Genomic DNA, 16,540 nt, shown 5'->3' with positions numbered 1-16,540 from the left:
CTTACATGGGGTTCTGTGGGCGCCAAGGTTCGATCAGCGCGTCCAGGTTCAGCGCATCGGCAAAGTCCAGAAACTGGTCACGCAACCAGCTGATTTGCGTGCCGGCTGGCAGGATCACGGTGAACTGGGCGTTGAGCATGCTGCTGCCGGTCTGCGGGGCCAGGTAGGTGTCGCAGGTCATGGCTTCCAGCTCGACGCGGTGGTCGAGGAAGAACTGGCACAGCTCGTTGATGATGTCCGGGCGGTAGGCGGCGCTGACGTAGGCCACGTACGGCAGGGCCTGCGGGCGCACTTCCTGGTCGGCGCTGCGCACCACGTCCAGGGTCAGGCCATGTTTTTTGCCCAGGCCCGGCAGGGTGGACTCCAGGCGCGCCAGGGCGTCCCAGCTGCCGCCCACTTGCAGCACCAGGGCGCTGGTCTCGCCGTGGCGGCTCAGGCGCGAGGTGACCACCGCGCAGCGGTTTTCGAAGGCAGCGCGGCTGAGGACGTTGGCCAGTTCCATGGGGTTTGGGCCCAGGGCACTGATGACAAGGAATTGTTCGCGGACGGTGGGGGTGGACATGCAGCGTTCCTAAAGCGATGAGCGGTCGGTACAGGACGGGCGAAAGCCTCCTGTCGGCAGGGCCCGGGGCTCGCATGCGAGGTCGTGGACGCTGGCGGGGAGCAAGGTCGACGGCCCGGCGGGCCGCGCTGCACCGATCAAAGGATCAAGGGTAGCGAAATAAGGCGCCGAGGGGAATGCTCCGCCTGCCTGCTTCGCTTGTGCAAGGCCGATGCCCCCAGTACCATTACGGCTCTCTTTTTCCGGCAGGAGCAGTTACATGATTGCGGGCAGTATGGTGGCATTGGTCACACCCATGGATGCACAAGGGCGTGTGGACTGGGGCAGCCTCGACAAACTTGTAGACTTCCACCTGGAAAACGGCACCCATGCGATCGTCGCTGTCGGCACCACTGGTGAGTCCGCCACGCTGGATGTCGAAGAACACATCCTGGTCATCAAGCACGTGGTCGAGCGCGTCAAGCGCAGCAACAAACCGATCCCGGTCATCGCCGGCACCGGTGCCAACTCCACTGCCGAAGCCGTGCACCTGACCCAGAACGCCAAAAATGCCGGCGCCGACGCCTGCCTGCTGGTGGTACCGTACTACAACAAGCCGACGCAAGAAGGCCTGTACCAGCACTTCAAGCACATCGCCGAAGCCGTCGAGATTCCGCAGATCCTCTACAACGTACCCGGGCGCACCTCCTGCGACATGCAGGCCGAGACCGTGATCCGCCTGTCGACCGTGCCGAATATCATCGGCATCAAGGAAGCCACCGGCGACCTGGTCCGCGCCAAGGCCATCCTCGATGGCGTCAGCAAGGACTTCATCGTCCTGTCCGGCGATGACCCGACTGCCGTCGAGCTGATCCTGATGGGCGGCAAGGGCAACATTTCTGTTACCGCCAACGTCGCCCCGCGCGAAATGGCCGATCTGTGCGAGGCCGCCCTTGAGGGCAATGCCGAGAAGGCCCGCGCAATCAACGAAAAACTCATGCCGCTGCACAAAGACCTGTTCTGCGAAGCCAACCCGATCCCGGTGAAATGGGCGCTCGTCGAAATGGGCCTGATGCAAAAGGGTATTCGCCTGCCACTGACCTGGCTGAGCGAAGGCTGTCACGAAAAAGTCCGTACTGCCTTGCGCCAGTCCGGCGTACTGGTTTAAGAGGAAGTACACCGCATGAAGCGACTGGCTGGTCTTTCCGCCCTTGCCCTGATTATCTCCAGCACCAGTGGGTGTGGCTGGCTGTGGGGCGAGGATGGCTATTTCCGCGACCGCGGCAGCGACTACCTGCAGGCGCACCCGACTGCGCCGATGCAGCTGCCGCCGGACGCCAGCAACGTCAAGCGCCTTGACCCGCTGCTGCCCATTCCGCGTAACGTCGCCGACGATCACGTCACGGGCGAGTTCGAAGTGCCGCGCCCGCAACCCATGACTGGCGGTGCCGCCCAGGTCACCGACTACAGCCTGCAACGCAGCGGCAGCAGCCGTTGGGTGCTGGCCCAGCACTCGCCAGCCGAAGTGTGGCCGGTGGCTCGCCAGTTCTTCGAGGACAACGGCTTCCGCATCGCTGAAGAGCGCCCGCAGACCGGTGAGTTCAACACCACCTGGCAGCGTTTCGACGAGTTGTCGGCATCGCTTGGCCAGCGCCTGGCGAGCACCGCCAGCAGCGGTGACAGCGAAGTGCGCGTACGTGTGCGCATGGAGCCGGGCGTGCAGCGCAACACCTCCGAGGTGTATGTGGTCAGCGTCGAGCGCCCGGCCGGCAGCACCGCCGAGCCTGACTTCCCGTCCACCTCCAGCAACACGGGCGCCGATGCCCTGCTGGTCGACGAAATGCTTGCCAGCATGAACCGCAGCGCCGAGAAAGGCGGTTCGGTATCGCTCCTGGCTGCGCGCGATTTCGACGCGCCAAGCCGCGTCAGCCTGAGCGAAGACGGCAGCGGCAACCCGGTGCTGTACCTGGGTTCCGACCTGGACCGTGCCTGGTCTGGCGTAGGCCGTGCCCTGGAGCAGGGGGGCGAGTGGCGTGTTGAAGACATCAACCGCAGCCTGGGCCTGTACTACATCAACCTGTCGGAAAAACCGGACGACAAGCAGAACCAGCCTGGCTTCTTCAGCCGCATGTTCGGCAGCGAGCCAACCAAGGAAGAGCGTGAAGCCCGTGCCGAGCGCTATCAGGTTCGCCTGAGCAAGGTGGGTGAGAGCGTGCAGGTCACGGTCGAGAAAAACATCAACACCGTGGCCCCGGCCGATGTTGCCCGCCGCGTGCTGAGCGCCATTCAGGACCACCTGGGCTAAGTGCGCTTCGCGGTACTCGGAAGCGGCAGCCAAGGGAACGGCACGCTGATCGCCAGTGGTGACAGGTTCATCCTGGTCGATTGCGGCTTTTCCCTGCGCGAAACCGAGCGGCGCCTGGCGCTGCTCGGTGTGTCGGCGGCTCAGCTCAGTGCGGTGCTGGTGACCCACGAACATGCCGACCACGTGCATGGGGTGGGCTTGCTGTCGCGGCGCTACAATGTACCGGTCTACCTCAGCCAAGGCACGCTGCGCGGTATGCGCAGGCCGGTGGAGGTGGCCGGTTTTCTCGCTTGTGGCCAAAGCCTGCGTATCGGCAGCCTGGAAGTGACCGCCGCGCGGGTCGAGCATGATGCCTACGAGCCGTTGCAATACGTCATCAGCGATGGCCAGCGGCGCTTCGGCATGCTGACCGACCTGGGCTCTTATGACGCGCTGTTGCTGGAGCGTTACCAGGGCCTGGATGCATTGCTGATCGAGGCCAACCACTGCCGCGACCTGCTGGCACGCGGTCACTACCCGGCCTTCTTGAAGCAGCGGGTGGGTGGCATGCAAGGGCATTTGAACAATCACCAGGCCGCGCGCCTGGTGCACGAGTTGGGCTGGAACAACCTGCAGCACCTGGTGCTGGCCCACCTCAGCAGCAAGAACAACCTGCCACACTTGGCCCGCCAGTGCTTCGTCGACACCCTAGGGTGCGACCCGGACTGGCTCCAGGTGGCGAATCAGGAACACGGGCTCGACTGGCGCGAAATCGCCTAGCCCAACACCTCAAGCAAGCGGAGCCCAATCATGGAAAAACGCGACGAACTCTACCGCGGCAAGGCCAAATCGGTTTACAAGACCGACGACGCCGACCGCTTGATCCTGCTGTTCCGTAACGACACCTCGGCGTTCGACGGCAAGCGCATCGAACAACTCGACCGCAAAGGCATGGTGAACAACAAGTTCAACGCCTTCATCATGCAGAAACTGGAAGAAGCCGGCGTGCCGACCCAGTTCGACAAGCTGCTGGGCGACAACGAGTGCCTGGTGAAGAAGCTGGACATGATCCCGGTCGAATGCGTAGTGCGTAACTACGCTGCCGGCAGCCTGGTCAAGCGCCTGGGCGTGGAGGAGGGCATCAAGCTGGAGCCGTCCACCTTCGAGCTGTTCCTGAAGAACGACGAGAAGGGCGACCCCTTCATCAACGAATCCCACGTTGTCGCGTTCGGCTGGGGCACCGCCGAGCAGCTGGTCGAAATGAAGAAGCTGTCGCTGAAAGTCAACGAAGTGCTGAGCAAGCTGTTCGATGACGCCGGCCTGCTGCTGGTCGACTTCAAGCTGGAGTTCGGTGTCTTCCACGGCCAGATCGTGCTGGGCGACGAGTTCAGCCCGGACGGCTGCCGCCTGTGGGACAAAGAAACCCGCAAGAAGATGGACAAGGACCGCTTCCGCCAGGGCCTGGGCGACGTGATCGAAGCCTACGAAGAAGTTGCCAAGCGCCTGGGCGTGCCGCTGTAAGCGGCGCGTTCACGCAAGCGCCTGATACCACGCGATTTTTTTGAAAAAAAGGTTTGCGTTTTAAAAAAACGCTGGTAAGATGCGCGGCATTGGAGAGATGCCGGAGTGGTCGAACGGGACGGATTCGAAATCCGTTGTACTGGCAACAGTACCTAGGGTTCAAATCCCTATCTCTCCGCCATACGCGAAGTAGCCGAAGCCCCCGAAAACGTTGATGTTTTCGGGGGCTTCGTCGTTTTCGAGCAGATGTTTAGGGCAGATTTAGGGCATAATTTGGCCTCGATAGGCCGCGTTGGACCTTGTCAGTCCAAGACGCCGGGTCGTTTCTTGGGGAGGCTGGCTGGGCGGTTCACTTATGGAGGAGGGCTGCCCTGCGGTGGTAGCAAAATTGTATGATGTGGAAAGATATCGGCATCGGTGTTTTATTTGGTCTCTTCTTCGCGTTTCAATTGGTCTTGTTTTTTTTTGCGTTCTACCCGCCAGCCACCAGCCTCGTTGACCAGGTGTTAATTTCATATTCTAAGGATGTAGTGGGCCCAATTTTTACAGGTCTCGGCGGTGCAATGCTTGGTGCTTTCGCTGCTTACGCATTTCAAAAGAATTCCGAGGTAACTAGAGAATTTAATGATTCGCTTAGGGTTTTGCGGATAGTCAAATTTCAACTTTTACATAAGTTGAGTGAGCTGGTATCTGTAAAAAAACTTCGCTGCTTCCTTTTGATGATAATCAATTTCGTTTTCTTGCAATCGAACCTCTGCCCGAGTCTCCAGGAATTCGGGACTTCGTAGATAATAAAATATTGGACTTGCTCGCTAACGAGAAAGCGGCCAAAGCTATAGAATCAATTCTGCTAGGCGATCAACGTTACTTTGCATGTTTCTCAAATTTTAAAGAGAGAAATAAGTTGCTAGAGGGTTATCGCGAAGCAGTGAGCTCTGCTGGTTTAAATACCGAAATGAACTGCACCCTTCAGCAAGTGGTAGGCGCGGTTGAGCCTGGAAGATTGTTAGCGCTGTACAGAATTAGCGAATTGAGTGTTACGGTTATTGATGAGGCTATACAAACTTTAGACTTGGCATTGACTGAGATAGGTGGCGCCTTGGATAAAAAATTTTCAATCAATGGCGCCTCTAGTTTCAAATATGAAAAAATTGATCCGACGTTGTTTGATTCGCTTAAGAAGCCTTACTTTTCGTTTGATGAGTTTGAAGCGCTTGTAGAGCGTATCAGGCAGGGTCGAAAGTGATCATTTTTTTGGATTGCTAAGATGATCTCAAATCCCATCATCTTGGATACAATATCTGCCATGCTCTTAGTATCTTTAGAAATCCAGCGGCCGTAGTGTTTGCGCACCATGGTCGGCCCAGATCGCAATCGTCATGCGAGCGCGTCCGGTAGGGGTATTCACCATGTTCCGTCATTCCCTTGAAATTAGAAGGCGGGCGGTGGAGCAGGCACACCGCCCTGAAGATGCAGGTTCGAAGCTACTGGTTGACCAGTGCCAGCTCTGCATCGGGGTAGCGCGCGCCGCTGATTGGCGCTGCCGCGAATACACGATCGATGGCGGACAGGTCGCTGGCGCTCAGCACTACCTGCGTAGCTCCTACGTTGTCTTCCAGGTGCGCCAGTTTGCGTACTCCCGGAATCGGCACAATGTGCTCACCCTGGCTGAGCAGCCAGGCCAGCGACAACTGCGCAAGGCTGCAGCCTTTTTGCGTTGCCAGCGTCTGCAACTGCTGCAAGACCGTCAGGTTGTCTTGCAGGGCCTGCTCCTGGAAGCGTGGCAGGGTCTTGCGAAAGTCGTCTTCGGCCAAGGTCTGCGCGGTCTTGATGGCCCCGGTCAGAAAGCCGCGCCCCAGCGGGCTGTAAGGCACAAAACCCACCCCCAGGCGTTTGCACAGCGCCAACATGCCGGCCTCCGGTTCCCTGGACCACAGCGAATACTCGCTTTGTACTGCCGCGATGGGGTGCACAGCGTGGGCACGCTCCAGCGTTTCGGTGGAGACTTCGGACAACCCGATAAAGCGGACTTTGCCACAGGCCACCAGCTCCGACAGGGTGCCGACGACATCTTCGATGGGCACGGCAGGGTCGACGCGGTGCTGGTACAACAGGTCGATGGTTTCGATGCCCAGGCGCTGCAACGAGGCATCCACGGCCTGGCGAATGTGCACGGGGCGGCTGTCAACGCCAGCCATGCGGCTCAGGCCGCTGCCGTGAGGGAGGATCTTGAAGCCAAATTTGGTGGCGATCTGAACTTTCGACCTGATAGGCTTTATCGCTTTTCCAAGGAGTTCTTCATTGGTATAGGGACCATACACTTCGGCGGTATCCAGAAATGTGATGCCCCGTTCCACCGCTTGGTGAATGGTGTTTATCGACTCCTGCTCGGGAGCGCCGCCGTAGGCGAAGCTCATGCCCATACACCCAAGGCCCAATTCCGAAACGTTCAGTCCTTCCTTGCCCAATACACGTCTTTTCACGCCCAAGCCCCCTGTAAGTGGTTGATGCGTAAACCTTAACGTACGGTTAAACGGGCAAGAACTGAAATTCCCGGGCATGCCTCAGTGAAAAAAAATCATCAATCCCATGCTTGCTGACATCAATGAACTGATCAATTTTCTGGCCGTCGCCAAGCACCGCAGCTTTCGCAAGGCTGCCGAAGAGCGCAACGTTACACCTTCCACCCTCAGCCACTCGATGCGTACGCTGGAAGACCGCCTCGGGGTCAAATTACTAAATCGCACGACCCGCAGTGTAGTGCTGACCGAGGCCGGTGGCTTGCTGTTTGGGAAAGTCGAGCCCATTTTGCGTCACTTGTCACAAACCCTGGATGAGGTGCATGCGTTCACCGCTTCGGTCAAAGGCACCTTGCGCCTGAACGTGCCGCGCCCAGGCGGCCGTGTATTGATCGAACCGATCATCAACGGGTTTCTGGCGCAATACCCGGATGTCCAGATTGAGATGGTCAGCGATGACAGCATCATCGACATCGTCGACAAGGGCTTCGATGCCGGCTTGCGTTTTGGCGGGAGTGTGGCGCTGGACATGATTGCTATCCCCATTGGCCCGCCTCAACGCTTCGCGGTGGTGGCTTCGCCGGCCTTCATCGAAGCCCATGGCCGCCCGGCCAGCCCTGAAGCCCTGCGCCAGTTTCCGTGCATTGGCAGGCGCTTTCCCAGCGGCGTGCTGTATGGCTGGGAGTTCCAGCACCGCGACGCGTTCATGACCGTGCGCGTACAGGGGCCGCTAACGCTGGATGACGACGAGTTGATGATCCGTTCGGCGATCAGCGGCGTCGGCCTGGCCTACGTGCACCGGACCTATGCCACCGAGCACCTCGAAAGCGGCGCGCTGGTCAGCGTGCTAGAAGAATGGTGTAACCCCATCCCGGGCTACTACCTGTACTATCCCCGCCACCGACACAACTCCGCCGTACTGCGGGTCTTCATTGAGTGGTGCAATCAGTATTACCAGCACCTGGCACCCTGGCGGCCCGAGCTTGCGCCCGAACCACTCAGCGCATTGCCGCCAGCTTGATGCCAAACCCTACCAGGCAAGCCCCTGCCAGCCGCTCGAACAGGTTGGTAATCCGGGGGTTGGCGCGCATGCGTTCGGCCAGCCGGTGCGTCAGTACCACGGCAATCAACCCGTACAGGAACGTCACCACAGCCACCGTCGCGGCCATGAAACCGAAGGTCACCAGCCCCTGGTGCTTCACCGGGTCGATGAACAGCGGGAAGAACGCCATGTAGAACATGATCGCCTTGGGGTTGAGCAGGGTGATCAGCAGGGTCTGGCGCAGGTATTGGCCGTTGTCCATGCGGCTGGTGCGCGGCGCGTCACCCGGTTTGCTCAACAGCATGCGCAGGCCCAGGTAGGCGAGGTACGCGGCGCCGGCCCATTGCACGATGTGGAAGGCTGCAGGGTAGGTGGCCAGCAAGGTGGCGACGCCAGCTACCGCCAGCCACAACAGGACCTGGTCACCGACGATCACCCCACAGGTCGCGGCCAGGCCTGCCTTGATGCCGCCCTTGCCGGTGGCAGTGATCAGGGCAAAATTGCCCGGGCCCGGGATGGCCAGAAGAATGATGAAGGCGATGACGAATGCGCCGTAGTCGGTGACGCCGAGCATGGTGAGCTCCTGTAGAGCAGTGCAAAGGCAGAGTCATGACTATCGTCGCCAACCGCGTGCTTTACAACCTGTTGTTGCACATTCGCAATCCATCATTGCCAAGCGCGACTTGGATCCAATGCCTGTTTTCTGTATCATCCCGCCGCCATCAGACGATGGTCGAAGATGATTCATTTAAAGGACTTAGTAATGAAAAAGCTGTTCAAGGCCACCGTAGCCGTTGCTGTAGTTTCGGGTGTTGCCCTGCTGTCGGGTTGCACTGGCCAGGTTTACAACCAGCCGAAAAACTGCACCTACGACTACCTGTTCCACCCTTCGGTTTCCATCTCCAAGATCATCGGTGGCTGCGGCCCGATCGATAAACTGCCTCAGCAGCAGTAATCTTGGCGGTACCCTGATCGCGACGCTTGCGGCGTGATCCAAGGCCCCCGGTCATGTACATGGCCGGGGGTTTTTTGTTGATGGGCCACTTACCAGCGCAGCGACACTGTTCCCAGCAGGGTTCGCTCTTCACCCCAGTAACAACGGCCGGCGTTGTTGCAGCCTGCCACATACTCTTTGTCGAACAGGTTGCGGGCATTGACCTCGACCGACCAGTTCTCGTCGATGTCATAGCCGACCTTGGCATCCACCAGCGTCACGTCGCCGGTATCCAGCTTGCCGTACAGGCTCGCCGGGGTGTATGCGAAGGTGCTGTCGAAGTGGCGCACGCCGCCGCCGATCTGCAGGCCTTTGAGCAGGCCGTCCCGGAAGCGGTACGTGCTCCACACCGACGCCTGGTTACGGGGTACACCGGTCATCTGGTGGTCTTCGTACAGTGAGCCGGCCACGTCCTTGGTGATGCGCGAATCGGTGTAGGTGTAGGCGGCCGTGAGGTTGAGGTTTTCGCTCAGGTCGCTGTTCAGCTCCAGCTCCACGCCCTTGGCTCGGCTGGCGCCGATCTGGCGGTAGTCACCCACGGTGGAATCGAACAACACGTCGTCCTTCTTGCGCAGGTCGTACACCGACGCTGTGAAGGCGGTGTTCCAGCCTTTGGGCTCGTACTTGATACCCACTTCGTACTGCTCGCTGGTGGTCGGGTCCAGCGGGCCGCTCTTGCTTTCTGTCTGCTGGGTCGGGGCAAAGGCGGTGGAGTAGCTGAAGTACGGCGACAGGCCGTTTTCGAACGGGTACATCACGCCGGTCTGCCAGGTGAACTTGCTGTCCCAGCTGTCCATGTCGGCTTGTGCGTTCAGGGTGCCGGCCTTGTTGCGGAACTGGCTGTTTACCCGGTCCAGGCGCCCGCCCAGCAGCAATACCCAGTTGTCCACCTTGGTTTGCATCTGGCTGTAAAGGCCGTACATGGTCTGTTCAAGCAGGGCGTTCTGCACATGCAGGGGTGTGCTCGGCTTGCCGTTCCACACCGGGTCGAACACGTTGATGGTGCCACCGTTGCCCGCGTCCCAGTCCTGGTTGAATGAGGTGCGGTCCAGGCTTGCCCCCACCAGGAAGGTGTGGTCGAACGCACCTTGGGTGAAGTGGCCTTCGAACTGGTTGTCCAGCGAGTAGGCGATGGACTTGTTGTAGCGGTCGTAGGCCGTGTTGCTCAGGGTGGTACCGAAGCCGCCGTTATTCAGGCTGCCTGGCCACATTTCCTGGCGGTCGATGCGCGATTGCATGTAGCGCGAGTTCTGGCGGAACTGCCAGGTGTCGTTGAAACGGTGGCTGAACGCGTAGCCTAGGCTCCAGGTTTCGCGTTCGAAGTTGTCCCAGTCCGGGTTGCCGGACAACTGGTCCTTGTCGATCTTGCCGTTGGGGTTGTGCAGCAGGGTACCGGCGGCCGGGTAACCAAGCTCCATCAAGGTGCGGTCGCGCTGGTAGGTGGCCAGCACCGTCAGGCTGTTGAAATCGTCGAAGTTCAGGGTCAGGGACGGCGCAAGGTACAGGCGATCATCAGGTTGATGGTCAACCTGGGTATCGGAATTGCGGCCCATCATCACCAGCCGGCCAAGCACATTGCCCTCATCGGTGAGCGGGCCGGACACATCCACGCCCAACTGGCGGCGGTTATGCGAGCCGTAGCTCAGTTGCACTTCGCCGCGCGCTTCGGCAGTAGGCCGCTTGCTGACCAGGTTGACCACGCCGCCGGGGGCGTTTTCGCCATACAGGATCGACGTCGGGCCACGGAATACTTCTACCCGCTCCAGGCCGTAAGGTTCACTGCTGGTGTCGTAGCGGTTGCCCTGCACTCGCAGGCCATCGCGCAACAGGCCGTAGCCATAGTCAGTGGCATTGAAACCACGGATGAAGAACAGGTCACCCGCCTGGCCATCACCGCCAGCAAAGGGCGGGGAGAAAATGCCTGGGACGTAGCCCAGCACCTCGGTGAGGGTTTGCGATTGCTGGTCGTCCATGCGTTGGCGGGTGACTACCGAAACCGAGCGCGGGGTGTCAGCCAGGGCGCTGCTGGTCTTGCTGGCGGTGGCGCTGGATACCGCGCGGTAGCCGCTATCACCCTGGCCGTTGCTGGCGAGCAGGGCTGCGGCGTTGATCGAGGTGGCGTCCAGTTGCAGTGCCGTGCCATCGGCAAGGGGTTGCAGCACGTAGCCGGCGCTACCTTGCGGCACGGCTTGCAGGCCGCTGCCTTGCAGCAGCCGGGCCAGGCCTTGGGCGACGCTGTAGCGGCCTTGCAGCCCAGGGCTGGTCTTGCCGGCGGCCAGTTCGTTACTGCCGGCCAGGTAGATGCCGGCCTGGCTGCTGAACTGGTTGAGTGCGCGGGTGAGCGAGCCGGGGGCGATGTTGAAGCTGGTTTCGGCGCTGGCCGCCTGTTCGGCGTGGGCCAGGCTTGCTGACAGCATCAGCGGTGTGGCGGCACACAGTGAAAGCGGGGCGGCAAGCGCCAGGCGAAGCGCGGGGTGGAAGGGCGTCGGCATGCGGGTCTCTGGAGTCGGTAAGGTGAGTTGGAAGGGCTATGCCGGGTTAACCGAACGAGATTGGAAAAAGGGAACTGGCTTGGCAGATATTTTTACTCCCACAGGAGGGTGTGTAGCGGGTCAGGCAGGCTCGACTGTGACCCACCACGGCGTCAGCCGCTGCACCCGCACTGGCAGTGCCGCTTGCAGTAATTCCAGCGCCCGATCGGTATCGTTGAGCGGAAACGCCCCCATCACTGACAAATTCGCCACCTCCGGGTGCCAGCCCAGATGCCCATGGCGATAGCGCCCGAGCGTTTGCAGCAAGTGCGCCAAGGGCATGTCTTCGGCATTCAGGCGGTGGTGAATCCACGACTCGCCTGCGCTTTGTGCCGGGCGGGTACTGCCGATGCCTTCGGCACTGAAGTCCACCTGCTGGCCGGCCTGGACGATGCAGCGCTCTCCGCTGAGCGCGGTGCTCACCTCCACGGCGCCGGCGTACACATCCAGCCTGGTGTTCTCGCCTTGCTGGCACACCGCAAAGCGGGTTCCCAGCGCCTGCATGCGCCCTTGCGCGGTGTCGACGAAGAAGGGGCGACGCGGGTCGTGGGCGGTTTCCACCAACAGTTCGCCAAAACGCAGTTTCAGCACCCGGCTGAAGGTGGAGAACTCCATGTCCACGGCACTCTGTGCGCCCAGCCACAGCTGGCTGCCATCGGCCAGGCGCGTCTCGCGGATTTCCCCAATGCCCGTGGCCATGTCGGCGCCCCAGCCCGATAAGGGGGCACCGTGCCAGGCCCGCCAGCCCAGTAACGAGCTGGCGCCCAGCACCAGCAGCGACTTGAGCCCGGTGCGCCGGCTGAAGCGGTGTGCGTCGTGCTCACGCAGTGCCCGGCCCGCCGCCGCGCCTTCGCCCTGCAAGGGGGTAAAGCGCTGACCGACACGTTGCACATAGTGCCAGGCCGCCTGATGGTCACTGTGCTGGCCCAGCCAATGCTGCCACTGTGCGCGCAGGTGAGGGCTGACGTTGTCGTCCTGCAACTGCACATACCACCGCGCGGCTTGTTGCAGGCTGGCATGGCTGAGCTTTTGTGCGGATGGGGTCATGGCGTCACTCCACCAGCAACCCGTCGAGTTCGGCTTCAAGAATGGCGCAATGCAGAAACGCCTGGGCCAGGTACTTCTTGATCATGCGTTCGCTCACGCCGATATGCGCAGCAATATCGCGATAGGCCAGGCCATCGATCTGCGCCAGCAGGAATGCCTGGCGCACCTTGCTGGGCAAACGCAGCAACATCGCGTCCACCTCGTGCAGGGTTTCGACAATGATTGCGCGCTGTTCGGGGGAGGGCTGCAATGCCTCGGGCTGCAAGACCAACTGCTGCAACCAGGCCTGTTCCAGCTTCTGCCGCCGCCAGTGGTCCACACACAGGCCGCGAGCGATGGTGGCCAGGTACGAGCGCTCACCGCGTTCACCGTCGAACTGCCTCGGGCGGTTGAGGATGCGCACGAACGTGTCCTGCACCAGGTCGGCAGCATCGCAACGGCTGCCCAGCCGACGGTATAGAAAACCCAGCAACCAGCGTGAATGGCTGTGGTACAGGGTATGGAGCGAGGTGTTCAACTCTGGGATCGAAACCACGGCGGCATCCGGCGCGAGCGCATACTGGTGTAAATGAGAAGTGATCGCGATAGTAGGGGGGCCAGAAAAATACTGCAATCGTCGTAATGCTTGCTGTTATCCCCTGGGACAACCCGTCACCTTGACGCGAGGACCGGCAATTTGTTTGTGCTGGCATTTCATATACAATCAAAAAAACGATTCAGCGTTGTCGGTCAATTCGACAAAAGGCCGAGTCGTTTTCTGGTTCTCTGGCTGCTGAACAATGATCAACAACAAGCCTGCGCTGAAGAACACGCTTTACCTGGGCCAGCCACAGGCCCGCCCTCTGTTCTCCTGACTGGAATTGATCAATGTTCAAGAAAGCTGGCAAGACCTTGCTGGGTCTGGCTGTCGCTGCAAGCTTCATGCAAGCGCACGCCGCAGAAACCAAGAAAGTAGACGTGCTGCTGGTCGGCGGCGGCATCATGAGCTCCACCCTGGCCGTGTGGCTGCATGAGCTGGAGCCAAGCTGGTCGATGGAAATGGTCGAGCGCCTGGACGGCGTGGCCGAAGAAAGCTCCAACGGCTGGAACAACGCCGGTACCGGCCACTCCGCGCTGGCCGAGCTGAACTACACCCCGGAAGACAAAGACGGCAACGTCAACATCGCCAAGGCCATCGAAATCAACGAAGCCTTCCAGATTTCCCGCCAGTTCTGGTCGTGGCAGGTACGCCAGGGCGTGTTGAAGAACCCACACTCGTTCATCAACACCACCCCGCACATGAGCTTCGTGTGGGGCGATGACAACATCAAGTTCCTGAAGAAACGCTACGACGCGCTGCAGGCCAGCCCGCTGTTCCGCCCGATGCAGTACTCCGAGGACCACGCGCAGATCGCCAAGTGGGTCCCGTTGATGATGGAAGGGCGCGACCCGAACCAGAAGCTGGCCGTGACCTGGACGCCGATCGGCACCGACGTGAACTTCGGCGAGATCACCCGCCAGTTCGTTGGCCACCTGCAAACACAGAAAGGCTTCGACCTGAAGCTGTCCAGCGAAGTGCAGGACATCACCCGCAACAAGGACGGCTCCTGGCACGTCGAGTACAAGAACCTGAAGGACGGTACCGAATCGGCCACCGACGCCAAGTTCCTGTTCATCGGTGCCGGCGGCGGCGCACTGAAGCTGCTGCAGAAGTCGGGCATTCCTGAAGCCAAGGAATACGCAGGCTTCCCGGTGGGCGGCTCGTTCCTGGTGACCGAGAACCCGACCGTGGCCATGCAGCACATGGCCAAGGCCTACGGCATCGCTTCGACTGGCGCACCACCCATGTCGGTACCACACCTGGACACACGCGTGCTGGACGGCAAGCGCGTGATCCTGTTTGGCCCGTTCGCCACCTTCTCGACCAAGTTCCTGAAGAACGGCTCGTACCTGGACCTGCTGAGCAGCACCACCACCCACAACGTGTGGCCAATGACCAAGGTGGGTATCGAGCAGTACCCGCTGGTCGAGTACCTTGCTGGCCAGCTGATGCTGTCGGATGACGACCGCTTCGAAGCCCTGCGCACCTACTTCCCGAACGCCAAGAAAGAAGACTGGCGCCTGTGGCAGGCCGGCCAGCGTGTGCAGATCATCAAGCGTGATGCCGAGAAGGGCGGCGTGCTGAAGCTGGGTACCGAAGTGGTAGCGTCCGAAGACCGCACCATCGCTGGCCTGCTGGGGGCATCGCCAGGCGCCTCGACGGCTGCACCGATCATGCTGAACGTGCTGGAAACCGTGTTCAAGGAGAAGGTCGCTACCCCTGAGTGGCAGGCCAAGATCAAGGAAATCGTGCCAAGCTACGGCACCAAGCTGAACGATTCGGCGGCGGCCACCCAGAAAGAGTGGAACTACACCGCTGAAGTGCTGCAACTGGAGAAACCGCCGGTGATTGACGCCAGCGTCGACTTCGGTGGCGATGTGAGCAAGCCGGTTGAGAGCAAGCCGGAGAACGACATGGCGCTGTAATCGGCCATTGTTGTGAAAGAAGCCACGGGGGAGACCTCGTGGCTTTTTTTTTGCCTTTCACTGTTGCCGAAGAATGCACTCCAGCAACCCGGGAAACCGCTCACCCAGCATTTCGCTACGCAGCGAATTCATGTGGGTTGTTCCCACGTTGCGGGTATGCACCAACCCCGCATCGCGCAACACACGGAAGTGGTGGGACATGCTGGACTTTGGCCGGCCGCCGTCCAGCTCGCCGCAGCTGGCTTCGGTGACACCGGCCAGGTGTCGGACGATTTCCAGGCGCACGGGGTCGCTCAGCGCATAGAGCAGGCGTTCGAGGATCAGGTCTTCAGCGGTGGGGTGTTTGTAGGCTCGCATGGCTCACATGATAACGGGGGTTTCATTAATTGCCATAGTTCGATTATGATCGAACAATAGTATTCAGATAAACCCGGAGTTTCCCATGTCCGCACTGTTCGAACCCTATACCCTAAAAGACGTCACCCTGCGCAACCGCATCGCCATTCCGCCCATGTGCCAGTACATGGCCGAGGATGGCCTGATCAACGACTGGCACCAGGTGCATTACGCCAGCATGGCCCGTGGCGGTGCCGGCCTGCTGGTGGTCGAAGCCACGGCGGTCGCACCGGAAGGGCGCATTACCCCCGGTTGTGCCGGTATCTGGAGCGATGCCCACGCCCAGGCTTTCGTGCCGGTGGTGCAGGCCATCAAGGCGGCCGGTTCGGTGCCGGGCATCCAGATTGCGCACGCCGGCCGCAAGGCCAGCGCCAACCGCCCGTGGGAGGGGGACGACCACATGGGTGCTGATGACGCGCGTGGCTGGGAGACTATCGCCCCGTCCGCCATTGCCTTTGGCGCGCACCTGCCAAACGTGCCGCGCGCAATGACCCTGGACGACATCGCCCGGGTCAAGCAGGACTTCGTCGATGCCGCCCGCCGTGCGCGTGATGCCGGCTTTGAGTGGATCGAACTGCACTTTGCCCACGGCTATCTGGGCCAGAGCTTCTTCTCCGAGCATGCCAACAAGCGTACCGATGCCTACGGCGGCAGCTTCGACAACCGCAGCCGTTTCCTGCTGGAAACCCTGGCTGCAGTGCGTGAAGTATGGCCGGAGAACCTGCCGCTGACCGCGCGTTTTGGTGTGCTGGAGTACGATGGCCGCGATGAGCAGACCCTGGAAGAGTCGATCGAGTTGGCGCGCCGCTTCAAGGCCGGTGGCCTGGACCTGCTGAGCGTGAGCGTCGGTTTCACCATCCCTGAGACCAACATTCCGTGGGGACCGGCATTCATGGGGCCGATTGCCGAACGCGTGCGCCGTGAGGCGAAGCTGCCGGTGACCTCGGCGTGGGGCTTTGGTACGCCGCAACTGGCTGAGGCCGCGTTGCAGGCCAACCAGCTGGACCTGGTGTCGGTAGGGCGTGCGCATTTGGCTGATCCGCACTGGGCGTACTTTGCGGCCAAGGAGCTGGGGGTGGAGAAAGCTTCCTGGACCTTGCCGGCGCCGTATGCGCACTGGCTTGAGCGCTATCGCTGAGGTTTGACGGGCTGCCTTGCTG

16 protein-coding genes and 1 tRNA gene are annotated in these 16,540 nt (G+C 60.8%); 10 read left to right on the top strand and 7 right to left on the bottom strand.

The window, feature by feature from the left end; all coding sequences use genetic code 11:
• Position 1: 1 nt before the first annotated feature.
• Positions 2 to 562 (bottom strand): glycine cleavage system protein R, encoded by a 561-nt coding sequence (locus tag ACF8MI_RS03655; protein ID WP_003254741.1) that lies wholly within the window; start codon positions 560 to 562, stop codon positions 2 to 4.
• Positions 563 to 821: 259 nt separating this feature from the next.
• Between ACF8MI_RS03655 and dapA the strand changes: the two genes are divergently transcribed.
• The 6 genes from dapA to ACF8MI_RS03625 all read left to right on the top strand — a co-directional run bounded on the left by dapA (position 822) and on the right by ACF8MI_RS03625 (position 5,592).
• The gene (dapA, locus tag ACF8MI_RS03650; protein WP_060498633.1) at positions 822 to 1,709 is read left to right on the top strand and encodes a 4-hydroxy-tetrahydrodipicolinate synthase; all 888 of its coding nucleotides are present in this window, start codon (positions 822 to 824) and stop codon (positions 1,707 to 1,709) included.
• 15 nt (positions 1,710 to 1,724) lie between these two features.
• Positions 1,725 to 2,846, top strand: a complete 1,122-nt coding sequence (gene bamC, locus ACF8MI_RS03645; protein ID WP_060498634.1) for an outer membrane protein assembly factor BamC — start codon at positions 1,725 to 1,727, stop codon at positions 2,844 to 2,846.
• On the top strand, positions 2,847 to 3,605 hold the full coding sequence (locus ACF8MI_RS03640; RefSeq protein ID WP_200929159.1) for an MBL fold metallo-hydrolase: 759 nt from the start codon (positions 2,847 to 2,849) through the stop codon (positions 3,603 to 3,605). It begins immediately after the preceding gene.
• 30 nt (positions 3,606 to 3,635) lie between these two features.
• Positions 3,636 to 4,346, top strand: a complete 711-nt coding sequence (gene purC, locus ACF8MI_RS03635; protein WP_011535129.1) for a phosphoribosylaminoimidazolesuccinocarboxamide synthase — start codon at positions 3,636 to 3,638, stop codon at positions 4,344 to 4,346.
• 91 nt (positions 4,347 to 4,437) lie between these two features.
• A tRNA-Ser gene (locus ACF8MI_RS03630) sits at positions 4,438 to 4,527 on the top strand.
• 618 nt (positions 4,528 to 5,145) lie between these two features.
• Positions 5,146 to 5,592, top strand: a complete 447-nt coding sequence (locus ACF8MI_RS03625; protein WP_200929160.1) for a hypothetical protein — start codon at positions 5,146 to 5,148, stop codon at positions 5,590 to 5,592.
• A gap of 238 nt (positions 5,593 to 5,830) precedes the next feature.
• Here ACF8MI_RS03625 and ACF8MI_RS03620 read toward each other — a convergent pair whose 3' ends face one another.
• A complete protein-coding gene (locus ACF8MI_RS03620) occupies positions 5,831 to 6,829 on the bottom strand; it encodes an aldo/keto reductase (protein WP_104833274.1) in 999 nt (332 codons plus the stop codon).
• 106 nt (positions 6,830 to 6,935) lie between these two features.
• Between ACF8MI_RS03620 and ACF8MI_RS03615 the strand changes: the two genes are divergently transcribed.
• The gene (locus ACF8MI_RS03615) at positions 6,936 to 7,886 is read left to right on the top strand and encodes a LysR family transcriptional regulator (RefSeq protein ID WP_082426371.1); all 951 of its coding nucleotides are present in this window, start codon (positions 6,936 to 6,938) and stop codon (positions 7,884 to 7,886) included.
• On the opposite strand, the gene ACF8MI_RS03610 is transcribed toward ACF8MI_RS03615, so the two are convergent.
• The gene (locus ACF8MI_RS03610; protein WP_060498638.1) at positions 7,864 to 8,481 is read right to left on the bottom strand and encodes a LysE family transporter; all 618 of its coding nucleotides are present in this window, start codon (positions 8,479 to 8,481) and stop codon (positions 7,864 to 7,866) included. The genes ACF8MI_RS03615 and ACF8MI_RS03610 overlap by 23 nt on opposite strands.
• 189 nt (positions 8,482 to 8,670) lie before the next feature.
• On the opposite strand from ACF8MI_RS03610, the gene ACF8MI_RS03605 reads away from it, so the two are divergent.
• The gene (locus tag ACF8MI_RS03605; protein WP_003254720.1) at positions 8,671 to 8,862 is read left to right on the top strand and encodes a YhfL family protein; all 192 of its coding nucleotides are present in this window, start codon (positions 8,671 to 8,673) and stop codon (positions 8,860 to 8,862) included.
• Positions 8,863 to 8,951: 89 nt separating this feature from the next.
• On the opposite strand, the gene ACF8MI_RS03600 is transcribed toward ACF8MI_RS03605, so the two are convergent.
• The 3 genes from ACF8MI_RS03600 to ACF8MI_RS03590 all read right to left on the bottom strand — a co-directional run bounded on the left by ACF8MI_RS03600 (position 8,952) and on the right by ACF8MI_RS03590 (position 13,014).
• Positions 8,952 to 11,393, bottom strand: a complete 2,442-nt coding sequence (locus ACF8MI_RS03600; RefSeq protein WP_164524208.1) for a TonB-dependent siderophore receptor — start codon at positions 11,391 to 11,393, stop codon at positions 8,952 to 8,954.
• Between the two features lie 120 nt (positions 11,394 to 11,513).
• Positions 11,514 to 12,479: a FecR domain-containing protein gene (locus ACF8MI_RS03595; RefSeq protein ID WP_060498640.1), complete on the bottom strand. Its 966-nt coding sequence runs from the start codon at positions 12,477 to 12,479 to the stop codon at positions 11,514 to 11,516.
• 4 nt (positions 12,480 to 12,483) lie between these two features.
• The gene (locus ACF8MI_RS03590; protein ID WP_200929162.1) at positions 12,484 to 13,014 is read right to left on the bottom strand and encodes a sigma-70 family RNA polymerase sigma factor; all 531 of its coding nucleotides are present in this window, start codon (positions 13,012 to 13,014) and stop codon (positions 12,484 to 12,486) included.
• A 332-nt stretch (positions 13,015 to 13,346) separates the two neighbouring features.
• On the opposite strand from ACF8MI_RS03590, the gene mqo reads away from it, so the two are divergent.
• Positions 13,347 to 14,984 (top strand): malate dehydrogenase (quinone), encoded by a 1,638-nt coding sequence (gene mqo, locus ACF8MI_RS03585; protein WP_060498642.1) that lies wholly within the window; start codon positions 13,347 to 13,349, stop codon positions 14,982 to 14,984.
• A gap of 57 nt (positions 14,985 to 15,041) precedes the next feature.
• Here mqo and ACF8MI_RS03580 read toward each other — a convergent pair whose 3' ends face one another.
• A complete protein-coding gene (locus ACF8MI_RS03580) occupies positions 15,042 to 15,341 on the bottom strand; it encodes a helix-turn-helix transcriptional regulator (protein ID WP_060498643.1) in 300 nt (99 codons plus the stop codon).
• Positions 15,342 to 15,426: 85 nt separating this feature from the next.
• Here ACF8MI_RS03580 and xenA point away from each other — a divergent pair, with 85 nt between their 5' ends.
• Positions 15,427 to 16,518 (top strand): xenobiotic reductase XenA, encoded by a 1,092-nt coding sequence (gene xenA, locus ACF8MI_RS03575; protein ID WP_060498644.1) that lies wholly within the window; start codon positions 15,427 to 15,429, stop codon positions 16,516 to 16,518.
• Positions 16,519 to 16,540 lie beyond the last annotated feature (22 nt).

Source organism: Pseudomonas sp. yb_9, assembly GCF_043103635.1.
Classification (GTDB): Bacteria; Pseudomonadota; Gammaproteobacteria; order Pseudomonadales; family Pseudomonadaceae; genus Aquipseudomonas; species Aquipseudomonas monteilii.
The sequence above is the reverse complement of the archived record's forward strand: the minus strand, read 5'-3'. Positions and strand labels throughout refer to the sequence as shown.

What these genes read in the sequence shown, in the direction of transcription:
- ACF8MI_RS03610 (WP_060498638.1), bottom strand. Translation starts at nt 8,481, where the DNA reads ATGCTCGGCGTCACCGACTACGGCGCATTCGTCATCGCCTTCATCATT.
- ACF8MI_RS03655 (WP_003254741.1), bottom strand. Translation starts at nt 562, where the DNA reads ATGTCCACCCCCACCGTCCGCGAACAATTCCTTGTCATCAGTGCCCTG.
- purC (WP_011535129.1), top strand. Translation starts at nt 3,636, where the DNA reads ATGGAAAAACGCGACGAACTCTACCGCGGCAAGGCCAAATCGGTTTAC.
- ACF8MI_RS03615 (WP_082426371.1), top strand. Translation starts at nt 6,936, where the DNA reads ATGCTTGCTGACATCAATGAACTGATCAATTTTCTGGCCGTCGCCAAG.
- ACF8MI_RS03600 (WP_164524208.1), bottom strand. Translation starts at nt 11,393, where the DNA reads ATGCCGACGCCCTTCCACCCCGCGCTTCGCCTGGCGCTTGCCGCCCCG.
- dapA (WP_060498633.1), top strand. Translation starts at nt 822, where the DNA reads ATGATTGCGGGCAGTATGGTGGCATTGGTCACACCCATGGATGCACAA.
- bamC (WP_060498634.1), top strand. Translation starts at nt 1,725, where the DNA reads ATGAAGCGACTGGCTGGTCTTTCCGCCCTTGCCCTGATTATCTCCAGC.
- xenA (WP_060498644.1), top strand. Translation starts at nt 15,427, where the DNA reads ATGTCCGCACTGTTCGAACCCTATACCCTAAAAGACGTCACCCTGCGC.
- ACF8MI_RS03595 (WP_060498640.1), bottom strand. Translation starts at nt 12,479, where the DNA reads ATGACCCCATCCGCACAAAAGCTCAGCCATGCCAGCCTGCAACAAGCC.
- mqo (WP_060498642.1), top strand. Translation starts at nt 13,347, where the DNA reads ATGTTCAAGAAAGCTGGCAAGACCTTGCTGGGTCTGGCTGTCGCTGCA.
- ACF8MI_RS03605 (WP_003254720.1), top strand. Translation starts at nt 8,671, where the DNA reads ATGAAAAAGCTGTTCAAGGCCACCGTAGCCGTTGCTGTAGTTTCGGGT.
- ACF8MI_RS03580 (WP_060498643.1), bottom strand. Translation starts at nt 15,341, where the DNA reads ATGCGAGCCTACAAACACCCCACCGCTGAAGACCTGATCCTCGAACGC.